This window comes from Candidatus Hydrogenedentota bacterium (assembly GCA_035450225.1).
Classification (GTDB): domain Bacteria; phylum Hydrogenedentota; class Hydrogenedentia; order Hydrogenedentales; family SLHB01; genus DSVR01.
The window spans coordinates 1-15,520 of the sequence record DAOTMJ010000067.1 but is presented as its reverse complement, the minus strand read 5'-3'; the positions used below and the strand labels follow the sequence as shown (position 1 = coordinate 15,520).

At 60.5% G+C, this 15,520-nt stretch carries 10 protein-coding genes; 8 read left to right on the top strand and 2 right to left on the bottom strand.

The features are described from left to right. The first annotated feature begins 343 nt into the window (after positions 1-343). The 8 genes from P5540_18930 (at position 344) to P5540_18895 (ending at position 14,137) form a co-directional block, all read left to right on the top strand. A complete protein-coding gene (locus tag P5540_18930; protein HRT66889.1) occupies positions 344-6,931 on the top strand; it encodes an immunoglobulin domain-containing protein in 6,588 nt (2,195 codons plus the stop codon). A 208-nt stretch (positions 6,932-7,139) separates the two neighbouring features. Continuing rightward, positions 7,140-8,939 carry a tetratricopeptide repeat protein gene (locus tag P5540_18925; GenBank protein ID HRT66888.1) on the top strand — a complete coding sequence of 600 codons (1,800 nt, stop codon included), beginning with the start codon at positions 7,140-7,142 and terminating at the stop codon, positions 8,937-8,939. Positions 8,940-8,958: 19 nt separating this feature from the next. Then, positions 8,959-9,630: a hypothetical protein gene (locus P5540_18920; protein HRT66887.1), complete on the top strand. Its 672-nt coding sequence runs from the start codon at positions 8,959-8,961 to the stop codon at positions 9,628-9,630. 4 nt (positions 9,631-9,634) lie between these two features. Beyond that, the gene (locus P5540_18915) at positions 9,635-10,648 is read left to right on the top strand and encodes a phosphotransferase (GenBank protein HRT66886.1); all 1,014 of its coding nucleotides are present in this window, start codon (positions 9,635-9,637) and stop codon (positions 10,646-10,648) included. 19 nt (positions 10,649-10,667) lie between these two features. Further along, on the top strand, positions 10,668-11,471 hold the full coding sequence (locus tag P5540_18910) for a transketolase (GenBank protein HRT66885.1): 804 nt from the start codon (positions 10,668-10,670) through the stop codon (positions 11,469-11,471). Beyond that, a complete protein-coding gene (locus P5540_18905) occupies positions 11,471-12,394 on the top strand; it encodes a transketolase C-terminal domain-containing protein (protein ID HRT66884.1) in 924 nt (307 codons plus the stop codon). Before P5540_18910 ends, P5540_18905 begins: the two co-directional genes overlap by 1 nt. 6 nt (positions 12,395-12,400) lie before the next feature. Beyond that, positions 12,401-13,063, top strand: a complete 663-nt coding sequence (locus tag P5540_18900) for a class I SAM-dependent methyltransferase (protein HRT66883.1) — start codon at positions 12,401-12,403, stop codon at positions 13,061-13,063. Positions 13,064-13,066: 3 nt separating this feature from the next. Next, the gene (locus P5540_18895; GenBank protein HRT66882.1) at positions 13,067-14,137 is read left to right on the top strand and encodes a radical SAM protein; all 1,071 of its coding nucleotides are present in this window, start codon (positions 13,067-13,069) and stop codon (positions 14,135-14,137) included. A gap of 14 nt (positions 14,138-14,151) precedes the next feature. Here the strand turns inward: P5540_18895 and P5540_18890 are convergent, their stop codons facing one another. Together P5540_18890 and P5540_18885 are read right to left on the bottom strand one after the other, a co-directional pair. Continuing rightward, positions 14,152-14,682 (bottom strand): FHA domain-containing protein, encoded by a 531-nt coding sequence (locus P5540_18890; GenBank protein HRT66881.1) that lies wholly within the window; start codon positions 14,680-14,682, stop codon positions 14,152-14,154. After that, entirely contained in the window at positions 14,670-15,329 is a 660-nt protein-coding gene (locus P5540_18885) for a 4Fe-4S single cluster domain-containing protein (protein HRT66880.1), read from the bottom strand. Before P5540_18885 ends, P5540_18890 begins: the two co-directional genes overlap by 13 nt. Positions 15,330-15,520 lie beyond the last annotated feature (191 nt).

The window sequence follows — 15,520 nt, the reverse complement described above, 5'->3', positions numbered from 1 at the left end:
AAATGAAGCCAACAAGATCCCGCCAACGGGATTTTTCTTAGCCGGGGATCGGGGGTGTTAATAAAACGCAAAGGTTTTCTTCCCGGTTTTTCTCTTTTGGAATACCGCAGAATTATCAGGATGGTGCTTGCTTTTTTTTATCGGCCTGTGTACAATTCCGAACGGGTGCAGTAGGTTTGAATACCGTAAAGGGTGTTTCCGTGTTCGTTCAGGAATGATGGGAAAACGAACGCGGCGTATCCGTGCAAGTAGCGAGGTCTTGTTTTAGTTGGTGAAACGCGCAGTTTTTTTGTGCGGTTTTTTCCTTCATTGAGGTGTTTTTTCGAAGAGGAGGGATTACGGGATGAATACACAACGAACAGAAAATACGATTTTTCATTTTTTGGGGGGGATTACGGGCATGATCTTCGCGTGGGGACTGATTGGCCTGCTTGTAGCAGGCACGGCCGCTGCCGATTTGTACTCAAGCACGGGCGCGCTCGGTGATTTTCAACCCTCAGGGGGCGATGTTGTGGAAATCAACACGGGCGCAACCCCGCCCACGATAAAAATCAACGGAGGCGCCCCCATCAACGGCGAAGTGGATAGCGATGTGGCGGTATTTCGTTTTCAAAACGTGAATGTGCCCAGCGGGGTCACGTTTCAGGCCATCGGTAATCGCCCATGCTCGATTGTCGCCCAATATGACATGTACTGGAATTCGAGTTTGAATGCCGGCGCCGATGATACCGGGGCGGCCGCAGGCCGATTCGGGGGCGGCGCAGGCGGCGCAGGCGGCGCGGGCGGCGCGGGTGGCGCGGGCGGCGCGGGCGGCGCGGGCGGTGCAGGCGGCCTGGGTGGTACGGGCGGCGCGGGTGGTTCCAAAGGAACCGGAACAGGCAACGGCATGCCCGGCGTGGGAGGTAGCGCAGGCGTTGTCGCCAGCAACGGCCAACCCGGTTCCCAGGGAAGCAACGGCCAAGACGGCGGTTTAGGACTCAAAGGGTATGGCGGCGACGGTTCAGGGGGAAACGGTGGCGCGAAAGGCAATAATACGACGACGGATGGTTTGGGTGGTTTAGGCGGATCCGGCGGAACGGCCGGGCCCGCAAACGGCATCACAGGGCAGGGAGGCGCTTCCGGTGGATTGATAGGGGATCCCGGTACAGGTGGTTCCGTGTGCAATGGCAATAACGGGGGAAATGGGACAACACCCGCACGGGCTACTTCGGCCGACGGAAAACAGGGCAGCGTGGGGGGAAATGCCATTTATACCAATATCAGCGCATTGGCTTCTTCTTTGAGCCTCGTGGCCGGTAATGGCGGCGGCGGCGGCGGCGGCGGCGCTGGTGGTGGTGGTGGCGGCGGCGGCGGTGGCGGCGGCGGCGGAGGAGGAGCCTCCGGCGGCGGCGGCGGAGGCGCGGCGGTGGCGCTGTTCAGTTACAGCACGGGCGGCGGAGGAGGAGGCGGCGGCGGCGGCGCGGGCGGCGGCGGCGGCGGCGCGGGCGGAGTCGGAGGTGGCGGTGGTGGCGGAGCAAGCGGTAAAAATGCCGGTGGTACAGGCATAAACGGTGTCGGCGCAGATGGCATCGCCAGTAGTACCCCGGTGACAGGCGGAACCACGGGCGGTAACGGCGCTACAGCCTCGGGCGGCTGGCCGGCAGTCGGCACGGGCGGAGGAGGAGGCGCGGGCGGCGCCGGAGGTAATGGCGGCAGCGGAGGCATCGGCGGCACAGGCGGTACCGGCGCATCGGGCGCATCCGGCGGCGGCGCATTTATTTTGGCGGCAAGAGGTTTGTTGTCCATCGGCAGCGGGGTGGTGTTGGACGTGTCGGCCGGCATTCCCGCCGAAGGAGGATCCGGCGGTACTAGTCTGGGCGGCGCCGGAGCCAGTGGAGCATTGGGCGCATCAGGCGGCAACGGCGGTATCGGCGGTTCCGATGGAACGACAAAAGCCGGTGACGGCGGAGCAGGCGGACAAGGCGGCAAAGGCGGCAACGGCGCCCCCGGCCAAGAAGGCGGACAAGGCGGCCGTGGCGGCAACTCCGGGTACGGAACACCGGGCATGATCAAACTGCAAGGTTCTGTCATCATCGCGCCGAACGCCACCATTCGCGCGGCCAATGTGGCCGACGCGGACCCCCTGCGCAACGGCGCATGCACCCTTATTTCCACCATGAATCCAACGTCGTTGGCCATGTACGACCCGGTCATAGGTTCCGGATCCGCCTATGAAACACCGACGCGCGGCGTTACGACCAATAACGCATGGCTTACGACCAATACCAACTCGCCCTATCAAGCCACGGCTTCAACGTATCCGCGCATTCCCACGATGTTGGGCGGACCGGCCGCACATGGCTGGTGTTTGCCGGCTTATTGGAACAAGACCGACCTCGATCTGCTTCTTCCCGACAATGGTGGTCTTCAATATTACACATTTACCCAATCCACGCCGGTAAAAGCCGTATTCAACGGTTACGATCAAGTGATGGTCAAGAACAGCGGAACCACCACACTGACCAATGTCGCCATCCGCGTTGGAACAGCGGCCGGCCAAAAGATTGCCGGCGCCCTGGGCGCCGAAGGCGAACTCGCGGCCGGTGGGGTGTGGACGACGACAGTAACAAGCGGCACCCCGGTAATCGCGGGACAATTGCCCACTATCGCCACACAACCGTCCGACAATTCGCTCAATTATGGGGCGACCGCCGAATTTGCGCTCACTCTGGCCACGGGCGCGGATCCGGTAAACGGTGTTCAATACCGATGGAAGAAAGTGGGCGGCGATTATCTTGTAAACGGCACAAAATACACGGGCGTGGACACCGACGTCCTGAACATTTACCAATGCGCCAATGCGGATGAAGGCGATTATGTCTGCGAAATCACCGCGCTGGGCGCCACCATCACTTCCGATCCAAAACATCTTACGGTGCAGGATCCAATAATTGTGGGCAATCCCAATTCGGCCACCAAAGATCCGACTGACAGCGTGAATTTCAGTGTTTCGGCCCAAGGGACGGCCGTTGCCTACCAGTGGCAGAAACGAGAAGGATCTGTCTGGGCCGACCTTGCCAATGGGGGAACCATTTCCGGCGCGACAACACCCACGTTGAATATCAGTTATGTGGTTCGTGCGGATGACGGCGGTTACCGGTGCGTCGTGACCGGCGCGGACGGCAGCCTGAATTCGGCGGAAGCGGTTCTGACCGTCAACGCGCCGCCGGTGATAGGCGTCCAACCGATCAGCCTGACCATCGATCCCACCACCACGGCCACGTTTACGGTCGTTCTAAGCGAAGGCAGCGAACCGCTATCGTACCAATGGAGCAAGGCCGGAACGCCATTGTCCAACGGTGGGCGCATCAGCGGAGCGGACACGGCCACGTTGCAAATCGCCAATGTCATCGAGGACGACGAAGGTTCTTATTCTTGCTCGATTAGCAATTCGGCGGGCGACAAGACCCTGTCGAATCCGACAACAACGCCAGCGACCCTGACCGTGAACAATCCGCCCGTCATAACCATGCAGCCGTCCCCGACGGCTTTGACAGTGGATTATGGCACGACTGTTGTCTACAACGTGTCGGCAACGGGAACGCTCCCCTTGACGTATCAATGGAAGAAAGACGGGATGGATCTGTCTGACGGTGGAAATATCTCCGGAGCCTCGACCGTTTCGCTTTCAATCGTCGCGGCCAATGCCGACGAGGGATCTTACACATGCCAAATTTCAAATTCGGCGGGCAACTTGACCACAAATCCCGTAACGAATCCCGTGACATTGGGCGTAATAGATCCCGTATTCACGACGCATCCGGCCAATCAGCAGGTATTGGCCGGAACGGATGCTACCTTCTCCGTGGCGGCAACGGGCACCGGCGCCATCTCGTATCAATGGCAGAAACGCAGCGGCGCTTCATGGATCGGCCTGTCCAATGACGTGAAATTCAGCGGCGTGGATACACCTTCGCTGACAGTATCGGAATGCGCGGAAGCGGACGAAGGAACATTCCGTTGCGTGATTTCCGGAACCGACGCGGGCATTGCCTCCGATTCGGCGACATTGACGGTAAACGATCCAGCCATTCTCACCCAGCCGCAAAGCGTAACGAAAAATCCGGGCGAGGCAGCCACTTTCCATGTGACGGCCGCCGGTACGGGCACGCTTTCCTACCAATGGCTCAAGGGCGGCATGCCAGTCGAAAACGGCGGAATCGTCAGCGGCGCGGACACCGACACCCTCGCCCTTTCAAGCGTCGCGGAAAGCGATCAGGGCAGTTATGTGTGCCGTGTGGCGGGCTTGCTCGGCTCGATCGATAGCAACGCGGCGATGCTCACCGTGAACGATCCGCCGGTGATTGCCGTTCAGCCGATCTCGCAGACTCTCGATCCGACCGATCCGGCGGAGTTTTCGCTTTCGATCAATGCGGGTACGCCACCGTTTTCCTATACATGGAAACGTGATGCCGCGACGGTTGCATCCGGCACGCAAAACCTGTTTGTGTTTACCTACGGCATTGCAAGCGTAAGCGAGGCCGATCAGGGCGATTATACCTGCACAATCGCCAACATGGCAGAGCCGGGCGGTGTTGTGTCTTCGATTGCCTCGCTGAACGTGAACGATCCGCCGGTAATTACCTCGCATCCAGCCAGTCTAACACGCGATCCCATCCCGCCTAACAACACGGCGGCCTTCATGGTTGTGGCGGAGGGCGCCGAACCGCTGGCTTATCAATGGATGAAGAACGGGGTCAACATTCCGGATGCGACGCTGTCCACCCATGTCATCAATGGCGTTGCGGAAACCGATCAGGGCGTCTATACCTGCTTCGTAAGCAACTCCGCCGGCACGAAATCCAACGCAAACGTCACAAGCAATCCGGCGACCTTGTCCGTCAACGATCCGCCGGTGATTACGCTTCCGCCGGACGATGCGACGGTGGTTCCCGGCGAGACGGTCACATTTACGATAACCGCGTCGGGATCGCCCACGCTGAGTTATCGTTGGCGCAAAGGCGCAACGGATCTGGCCGACACGCCGGGCAAGTACAGCGGAACCGACACCCCGGTCCTGAACGTTTTGGATGCGGCCCAAGCGGACGAAGGCATGTATTCATGCGTGGTAAGCAACACGGCCGGAACAGCCCAATCGCCGGCCGCGCTCCTTTTCGTGAAGGATCCCGTAACCTTTACCACGCACCCGGTTTCGACAACGCGCGATTACAGCAAATCGGTCACGTTTACGGTGTCGGTCATCGGCACCATCCCGTTCACTTACCGGTGGACCAAGGATGGAAACGCGCTTTCCGACAGCGCCGAAATTTCCGGTTCGCAGACGGACACGCTGACCATCACGTCGTTGACCAATCTGGACGAGGGCGCCTACGTCTGCGAAGTAACCAACGATGTGGGCATGAATGCGTCCAATCCTGCGGTATTGACCGTAAACGATCCGGCCATCCTGGTCCAGCCTGAATCCAAGGTGATTTTGCCCGGAGGCAGCGGGGTCATCTTCTCGTTGACGGCCGCCGGCAGCGGAACCGTGGAATTCCAGTGGCAAAAGTTCAACGGAACCAATTGGGACAATCTGTCCGACGATGCGAAGTTTTCGGGAACGACCACAGCGGCGTTGAGCATTACGGACGCGGTGAAAGATCCGGACGAGGGCACATACCGTTGCGTGGTTCGAGGCGCTGACGGATATATTCCCTCCAATCCGGTCATGCTGACCGTAAGCGATCCCGCCATCGTCTCCAATCCGCAATCACAAACCGTCGATCCAGGATCCCAAGTCGTCTTCACCGTGGTGGTGGACCCTGGCAGCAGCGACTATCCCAACGGAATCAGTTACCGTTGGCAGCGGCAAGTGGGCGCCAGTTGGGTGGACATCCCGGGCGCCCTCGCCTATTCCTATACCATCCCTGTGGTGGCTGAATCGGATGAGGGTTATTACCGCTGTCACGTCAGCAACTCCGTGGGCGAGGTGGACACAAATCCCGCCTTCCTAAGCGTAAACGATCCGCCGATCGTTGACCGGGTGACCGTCACGCCGGAAAGCGGATTTGTCGAGATCGGCCAGTCCGTCGAGTTCACCGTCATAATGGCCAGCGGCACCGACAATCCCTTCAAGTACCAGTGGTACAAGGGTGTGAACGCCCTGATGAACGGCGGACGCATCACGGGCGCCAAGGCGCGCAAATTGACCATCAACGACGCTAGGGTTAGCGACGAGGGCAAGTATTGGTGTTATGTCACGAACACCACGCCTTATTCGGCATCGTCCGAACAGGTGGATCTCTTCGTGGGCAGCGCGCGGCTGGCGTTCACGGCCAACCCGCAAAACATCAAGCGGTATGTTGGTGATCGCGCGCGGTTCTCTGTAACGACCACGGGCGGGCGTCCGCCGTTTAGTTACCAGTGGTGGTTCGACAATGGGGCCAAGGCCATCGTGCGCGTCGGCGGAAACACATCGATCTTCCTGAACACGGGTGTCATCGAGGCCGACGCGGGTGAATACTGGTGCGACGTGACTGATTTGCGCGCCACGTATTCCTCCGGGCATGGACGGCTGGACGTGGCCCAACCGGTAACCATCACCTCACAGCCGCAAAGCGGCACACGAACACAGGGCGAATCGTATACCTTCAGCGTATCGGCCATGGGCGGCTTCCCGCCGCTGGGTTACGCATGGAAGAAACAAGGCGTTTCCGGCACGATCGGCACGGACCAGAGTCTATGGCTGAATATGCTGCAATTGTCGGATGCGGGCGTCTACCATGCGGAGGTTTCCGATTCGAACACGACCGTGATTGTATCCAACACCGCTTCGTTGACGGTCAATGAGACCTCGCAACCCGGCCTGCCGTTGTTGGGCATCATGGGCCTTGGCCTTCTGGCGGGCGCCTTGGCAATGGGCGGCGCAACCGTTGTGCGACGCAGAAAATAGCCCAAGGCGGAATGCAGTTGCCTAATCCAGGGGCGCCGGCGATGAAACCGGCGCCCTTATTCTATTCAACATTTCCCCGATCCGGCACGAACGGCAAATCTTCCCTTGCCGGGCAGGGGCGAAGTGTGTAAACTCAAGACGTGACGCATCCGGCTGCGTAAAACTCACCACAAGTTCCCGGGGTTGCGCAGGGCAGGGTAATTGCACCGTGAGCACATTGGATACGAAAGAATCCTTGCACGATCCGCTGGGCCGAAAACGCCCGTGGGGCGTTCGGGCGGGCGTTTTTTTGCTGCTGATCCTTTTACCCTTCGTGTTCGCGGGCGTGTTCGAGGGTATTTTGCGTGTTTCCGGGTACGGCCAAAGTAATCGGTTTCTCTTGGAAAAGACCTTCGGCGGCCAGACCTATCATGTGACAAATCCGGCGTTTTATCAACAATTCATGACGATGCCCGTCGGAAAAATCATGAACCTGGACGACCTGGGATTCCGCGTGCCGGCCCAAAAGGCCGCCGATGTGTACCGTATCTTTATTTTCGGCGAATCCGCCGCGCTGGGTTGCACGCCCGACGCCGCATACGGCCTCGCCCCCATGCTGGAAGTCATATTGGGCGCGCGTTTTCCCTCGCTGCGGTTCGAGGTGTACAACGCGTCTTGTCCCGCGCTGAACTCCCACGTCATGCGATATGCCGCCGAAGCCTGCGCGGCTCTCGAACCGGACCTGTTCATCGTCTACATGGGCAACAACGAATTTTCGGGACCGTTTGGCCCCGCCTGGGGATCGGATCGGGCGGCAAGTCCGGCGGCCATCCGGGTCTGGGTGACGCTCGGCGATCTGAGAACCGTTCAATGGCTGCGAAACATGCTGTGGCGGCCATGGCTTCCCCGCGCCCAGGAAGCCGGTGAATATCTCAAGGCGTTGCGCCGCTGCAGGCCGGACAGCCCCCCGTGCCAAGCCATGCGCGGCCGCTTTCGGGACAATCTGGACGCGATTCGCACGGCCGGCGTCAAGGCGGGGGCAAAGGTATTTTTTTGCAGTGTTGGAAGTAATCTCCGGGACTGGCGTCCCTTTGCCTCGATGCACCCGCCCGGCTGGGACAAATCGAAAAGCGAACCGTGGGACGCCCATTTCCGGAAAGGCCGCGCAAGGCAGGAAACCGGCGCATACGCCGAAGCGATTGAAGCGTATAGGCAAGCAGCCGCATTGGATGATTCACATGCGGAGTTGCAGTATCGGATGGGAGTCTGCTGCCTACGCCTTGGAATGCGCGATGAAGCCGTGGCACATTTTCGCAGGGCGCGCGATTACGATTGCCTGCCGATGCGCACGGACAGCGAACAAAATCGAATTATCGCCGAAACGGCCGCGCGCGGACCTTCGGATCGCGTGCAGTTCATTGATTTGGAAGCGATCCTGTCAGAACGGGGCGAATCCGGCATGGCGGGCAACGATCTTTTTTGGGACTTTGTTCATTTCACGTTTACGGGGACCCACGCGGCGGCCGCCGCGCTTTCCGATCGCATCGCCGCCGTGCTGCCCGAACCGGCACGGGCGCACGCTGCGTCCGCGCCACTCGATCAATCCGATTGCGAACGGCGCATGGCGTTCACTCCGCCGGTACTGCTCCGGCACGTGAAAGAACTCCTGCCCGCGTTCCGGTTTTGGGGCGTGGACGAAGACTACGTGGCCGGTTTGCTGCGGCAAGAATCCAAATTGGAAATGCAGGTGGGCGCGAACGGCGCGGATATCGAGGCGGAAGGGTACCGGCAGGCGCTGGCGTTCAACGCGGGCGGCTATTATGTGTTGTCCCGATATGCCCGGCTTCTTCTGGAAAAAGGCGATGCCCCGGGCGCGATCGAATTGGCCCGGAAAATGCTGGTAAGCGATCCGGTGAGACCCGCCGCGCGCAGATTGCTAATTGACGCACTGGAGAAGGCCGGCCAACAAACCGAAGCCCTCCGGGAACGCCGGACCCTGCAAGAACTGTTTCCCGGTGAAGAGCCATGACGCAACTCGTCGAGGTTTCGTGAAGCGCCATACGCCAGAATGCCCCATCGGCCCGTCGGTACGCCGCGACGCCGTTCCATGCGTAATCGGCGTTGATTTGGACAACACCATTGCCGGGTACGACGGTATTCTGTTTCGCCGCGCCGTCGAATGCGGCTGGATTCCACCCAACGCGGCAAAGGGCAAACGCGCGATTCGCGACCAAATACGCCGGTTGCCGGATGGCGAAATGAAATGGCAGGCGTTGCAGGCGCACATCTACGGTCCCGGCATGAAAGGCGCAAGGCTCATGGCCGGAGTCAAGGCCTTCCTCGACGCATGCCGCGAACACGGTGCGCTGGTGTTTATCGTAAGCCATAAAACGCAATACGCCGCTGCCGCGCCCGAAGGACCGGACCTACGCGAAACGGCGCGGGCGTGGCTGGAACGGCGCGGGTGGCTTGGCCTGTCCCGCAATCACATCTTTTTCGAGGCAACCCGCGCCGGCAAACTCGCCCGCATCCGGGCGCTGGGCTGCACGCATTTCGTGGACGACCTCGAGGAGACGTTTTTGGAACCGGACTTTCCCGCGAATGTCGAAAAAATCCTCTACGCGCCGGACGGCGCCTACTCCCAAAGGGGAAACTGGCTGTCGTTCGATTCGTGGAAATCCATCCGGGACTATTTTACAAGGTCGTGTTGGCATGGATGACTGCATGAAATGGGCGGAATCCCTGATCGGCAAGCCGATCGTCGCATTCGATCGCGCCGCGGCAGGACGCAACAGCCGCGTGTTTCGCGCAAGGACCGCGGATGGCGCCGTCCATGCAGTAAAAGAATACGCCGTTTCGCCGGAACGCAACGGGTTGGAAATCGAATTCTCGGCCCTGCAATTTCTGCATGCAAATGGGATCGAACGGATCCCGCGCCCCATTGCATGCGACCGCGTGCATAATCTGGCCGTTTACGATTTCATCGAAGGCGCGCAGGCCGGCGATGCGCCCGCGCCGAACGACTTGGATGCCGCGGTCGAATTTGTCCTCGCATTGGACCGTTTGAGCCAAGGCAATCCCGCATGGAAAACAAGCGCCGCGGAGGCCTGTTTTGCGTGGGATGAGGCCATCGGCAACATCAACGCACGGATTCAACGCCTAATGCGCCTGGATCAAGACCGTCCGCTGGACCAGGAACTTCGCGCGTTTCTCGAAAGGTTCTTGGCGCCGTTATTCGACGCTATCGTTCAATGGATCAAGGAATGCGCGGCGCGCGAGGGCCTTTCGACCCATTCGCCCATCGGATCCGGCGAGCGCATCCTGAGCCCTTCCGATTTTGGATTTCACAACGCGATTCGCCGTCCGGACGGGGAAATGGTCTTCTTCGATTTCGAGTTTTTCGGCTGGGACGACCCGGCAAAACTAATCGCCGATTTCCTGCTTCATCCAGGTATGACGCTGAGCGATGATCACCGGAAAATCTTCACAAAACGGCTTTGCGCCGAACTTCGGCACGGGTCTTCGGTTGCAAAGCGGCTTCCCATGGCCTATAGTCTTTTCGCGGTCAAATGGTGCGCGATTTTGCTGAACGAATTCATTCCTGAACATCTGGCGCGGCGGCGATTCGCGGGCGATTCCCGCGACGAAGAGACCCTGTTGGCCGGGCAATTGGACAAGGCCCGCAAGATGTATGCCCGGATCGCGGACACGTACAAGGATTTCCCTTACGGTGGCTGATACCCATAGCGAAACGCCGTTGGACGAACGCTCGCTGGCATTGCGGCGCCGCATTGTGGACTGCCTGAAAGCCAGCCGCCGCGGCCACGTCGGATCGGCCTTTTCGCTGGTCGAAATCCTGCGCGTGCTGTATGACGATATCCTGCGTTACGATCCGAAACGGCCCGACTGGCCGGGTCGCGATCGCCTCATCCTGAGCAAGGGCCACGGATGCCTCGCCCTGTATGTGATGCTGGCGGAAAAAGGCTTTTTCCCCGAAGAGGAACTGGACCGCTTCTGCGCGTTCGACGGCATTCTGGGCGGCCATCCGGACGCGCGCAAGATCCCCGGCGTGGAAGCCTCGACGGGCAGCCTGGGCCACGGCCTTTCGATCGGACTGGGCATGGCGCTCCATGCGCGCATGGTCCAATCCAGCGCGCGCGTGATTGTTGTCCTCGGCGACGGCGAATGCGACGAAGGATCCGTCTGGGAGGCGGCCATGGCCGCGGGCAAGCACCGCGTGTCCAACCTCACCGCCGTCGTGGACTACAACAAAATGCAGTCGTATGGAAGCACTTTTTCCGTTCAGGATCTCGAACCGTTCGCAGACAAATGGCGAAGTTTCGGATTCAGCGTGGCCGAAGTGGACGGACACGATCCGGTAGCCTTGCGCGACGTCTTCCAGCGGTTACCGCTTGCGGCCGATCGCCCCGGCGCCGTCATCTGCCACACCATCAAGGGCAAAGGGTTGCCGTTCGCGGAACAAAACGCGGGCTGGCACCACAAGAACCGCCTGGCCGAAGACGAAATCGCCCGATTGTACCAGGCGCTGGAGCAGCCCTGATGCGCAAGACGGCCCTCGACATGGTTCACGAATTCGCCAAACGCGACCCCCGCGTGGTCTTCATCGGTTCCGATTTGGGTTCGGGCACGCTCAACGCCTTCCGCGAGGAAATGCCGGACCGATTCTTCATGGAAGGCGTGAGCGAGGCCAATGTGGTCGGCATGGCGGCCGGACTCGCGGCGGAAGGCCGCATCGTCTATGTGAACACGCTCGCGGTATTTCTCACGCGACGCGCCTACGAACAGGTCGCGCTGGATGTGTGCATGCACAATCTCGATGTGCGCCTTGTCGGCAACGGCGGCGGACTCGTCTATGCGCCGCTGGGACCGACCCACATGGCGACGGACGACCTTGCGCTGATGCGGGCGCTGCCCAACATGACGGTGATCGCCCCGGCGGACGCCCCCGAAATGCGGCGGCTGATGTTGGCCGTACAGGATCGGCCCGGACCCGCCTACATCCGTTTGGGCAAAGGCAACGAACCACCCATAACACCGGATGTCGTGGACATGAAAATCGGCGATGTCGTTCCAATCCGCGAGGGATCCGACGCGTTGATCCTGACAACCGGCGTGACGCTGCACGCGGCGGCGCCCGCCGCCGAGGCGCTCGCGCGGGAAGGCTGTCAAACGGCGATCCTGCATTGTCCCGTGATCAAACCGTTGAATGCCCCGGCAATCGCGGCGGCAATCCGGAGCGTCCCCCTGGCGGTCGTGGTCGAAGAACATGTGCCCGCGGGAGGACTGGGCAGCGCGATCGCCGCGCTGCTCGCGGAGGACGATTCGCTGCGCGGAACGCGTTTCCGGCATATATGCCTTCCGGACGCGTTTCCCGATCATTACGGTTCCCAGGCCGATTTGATGAACTATTACGGAATCACGCCCGAAAATATTGCCGCCACAATTCGGGCTGCCAGGAAATAAAAAATCATGGGAAGACAGGTCGAGATCATCACGCCGCTGCATACGCGGACCGCGCGCGACTACGTGGGGCGGATGATGGACGATAAAGTTCATTGCAGCGAGGTTTCGCGCCAATACGGCCGCGACTACTGGGACGGCGACCGCCGCTACGGCTACGGCGGTTACCGCTACGACGGCCGCTGGGCGCCCGTTGCCCGCAAATTGGCCGATACCTATGAACTGCCGCCGAATGCGCGCATTCTCGATGTGGGCTGCGGCAAGGCGCATCTCCTTTATGAATTGTCCCGCCTGTTGCCGGACGCCGAGGTGACAGGGTTCGACGTTTCGTCCTACGCCATCGAGACAGCCAAGGAAGAAATCCGCGGCCGTCTTTTCGTGCACAAGGCGGAAGACCCGTATCCGTTCGAGCGCGGCTGCTTCGACTTGGTTCTTTCCCTGATGACCCTGCATAATCTGCCGTTGCCGGCGCTGGCGGCGGCCTTGGCCGAAATCGAGCGCGTCGGCGTGCGCAAATACGTCGCCGTCGAAAGTTACCGGACCGTCAAAGAACTCTTCAATCTCCAATGCTGGGCCTTGACCTGCGAGAGTTTCCTGCGCCCGGACGAATGGCTCTGGATGTTCGAGAAAGCCGGGTACACCGGCGACTACGAGTTCGCTTTTTTCACATAAAGGATGCGTGTGCGGTATTCACGGCTGAAAATATTCCATTTTCCGGGGAAATTGGCGTCGCTGCCCCGCGATATCGGGGAGATACGCCCGCCGCTGCACATCCGCATCAAGCCGACCAACGCCTGCTCGCATCGGTGCCGGTATTGCGCGTACCGCGCGCCGAATCTCCAACTGGGCCGGGATATGGATCCGCGCGAATCCATTCCGCGCGAGAAGATGCTGGAAATCGTCGAGGACCTTGCCTCGATGGGCGTGCAGGCGGTGACGTTCAGCGGCGGCGGCGATCCGTTTTGTTACCCGCATCTGCACGAGGCGGCGGAACGCCTGGCCGCCTCGGGCATTCCCTTCGCAGCCTTGACCAACGGCGCCCGGCTCGAAGGCGACGCGGCCGCATTGTTCGCAAGGTCGGCGGCATGGCTACGGATTTCGATGGACGGATGGGACGCGCCGAGTTATGCGCGCTACCGGGGCGTGGACGAAGAGGAGTTCGACCGCGTCATCGGGAATATCCGGCGCTTTCGATCACTGGGGGGCGCATGCCGGCTCGGCATCAACCTCGTCGTGGACCGTGAAAACGCCCCGCATGTGTTCGATTTCATCCGCATGGCCAAAGACCTCGGCGCGGACAGCATCAAGATTTCGCCCTGTGTGATCGCCGACAGCGGCGCGGAAAACAATGCGTATCACCGCCCGTTTTTCGCGGACGTGAATGGCCAGATCGCGCGCGCACGGGAAACATTCGAATCGGACGCATTCGAGATTTATCACGCCTACCACGAACAGCAGACCGTGTTCGCGAAGCCGTATTCATGGTGCCCCTATCTGCAGATCCTTCCCGTAATCGGCGCCGACATGCGCGTCTACACCTGCCAGGACAAGGCCTACAACCGCGAGTCCGGACTGCTCGGCAGCATCGAACACGAACGGTTCAGCGATTTCTGGATGAGGAACAAGGCGAAATTCTTCGACGTGAATCCTTCCATCCACTGCAACCACCACTGCGTCGCCGACGCCAAAAACCGCCTCGTGCTCGAATACCTCGAAATCGAACGCGAACACCTGGGATTCGTGTAGAACCGCGATCGGGATCACATTTCCAGGATTCGCACATTCAGCGGCACATTGGCCAGCACAAGGCGATCGCCGTTGCGCAACAGCGCGTGCTGACCCGGCATCAGCCGCGTCTGGTTCACGAAGGTGGGATTTGTGTATTCGGGCTGGGCAATTGCGATCACATGCCAGCCGTCCGGGCGCAACTCGAATTGGCAATGGCTGCGATGAACGTAGTTCAACCCCGTCAAGCCCGACAATTGCACCTGCGCCGCGCTCGTGGGATGCGCCTGGCCGACGACCCATCCGCTGCGCACCTCGTGGGTCGCGCCCGATTCCGTTTCGAGATACAACGCCTGGATCGTTTCGCAAACCGGCTCTGTTTCGGGAAGGACGTCGGCTTCGCCGGGCGCAACGGGTTCCGCAACAGGCTCCGCAACGGGTTCCGGCGGCGTGTCCGGCGCCATCGCGGCGGGCACCATGCCGAGGAACTCCCCGTCCCGTTCGCATGATTCCGCAAACTCATCGTTCAAATGTCCGCACCGCGGGCAGGCCTTCACATACCGCATGAGCCGTTTCCTTGTCCTTGGATTGCATCCGGCGCGCCGGCATGGAACGCCTCGCACACCGCCGCGCGCGTCTCGCGTTCCGTCACGCCGATGATCATGTCCAGCGTTCCGCTACCAAATCCGAGGTTCACTTGTTCCACGGGGCCTGATTCCATCGCGGCGCGCATCGCTTCCCCCGCGGCCGTCAGGCCATGCACGCGCTGATTGCCCGATCCCGCCAGCGGATGAATCCGGGGCATTTCGCGCTGGTACGGGCCGTCAATCAACACATCGCATTCCTTCAGCAACAACGTCCGGACGGGATCGGCGCGGATCTCCCCGATGACATATCCCGAATACACGATGACGGTCCAGGCCGGACGATGCCGGCGCACGATCCGGAGAAAGGCCGCCAGCGATTCCGCCTGATCGAACGGCTCGCCCCCCGACACCGTCATCCCGTCGAGCGGCGGATAAATGCCCAAAACGCGCTCAGCCAACCGGGCCACCGGCACCGCGCGCCCGGCATCCAAGGGCTGCATTTCCGGGCTGATGCAGCCTGCGCATCCGCGTCCGCACCCCGCCACCCACAACACAGCCCGTTGCCCCGGCCCAAGCGCCGTCACCGGATATGCCAAACTGTACACGCGAATGTTCATGTCCTTCATTCTGTTTTCTTTTCCATACAGCATACATGAAGCAGCGTATTGATGCATGCATGCGTTTGACAACCAATTCCGGCTGTGCAATGATGCGTCTAATAGGATCTGCCCGAGATCATGTTCAGTAAAATCACAGACAGGTAACCGTAATCCCCGGCTAAGGAAGCGATTGGGGCGGGTCATGTCAAATTGAGTCG

Bases quoted from the DNA above. Each gene is read 5' to 3' on its own strand.
- P5540_18930 (HRT66889.1), top strand. From the start codon at position 344: ATGAATACACAACGAACAGAAAATACGATTTTTCATTTTTTGGGGGGG.
- P5540_18905 (HRT66884.1), top strand. From the start codon at position 11,471: ATGCGCAAGACGGCCCTCGACATGGTTCACGAATTCGCCAAACGCGAC.
- P5540_18895 (HRT66882.1), top strand. From the start codon at position 13,067: ATGCGTGTGCGGTATTCACGGCTGAAAATATTCCATTTTCCGGGGAAA.
- P5540_18915 (HRT66886.1), top strand. From the start codon at position 9,635: ATGAAATGGGCGGAATCCCTGATCGGCAAGCCGATCGTCGCATTCGAT.
- P5540_18900 (HRT66883.1), top strand. From the start codon at position 12,401: ATGGGAAGACAGGTCGAGATCATCACGCCGCTGCATACGCGGACCGCG.
- P5540_18885 (HRT66880.1), bottom strand. From the start codon at position 15,329: ATGAAGGACATGAACATTCGCGTGTACAGTTTGGCATATCCGGTGACG.
- P5540_18890 (HRT66881.1), bottom strand. From the start codon at position 14,682: ATGCGGTATGTGAAGGCCTGCCCGCGGTGCGGACATTTGAACGATGAG.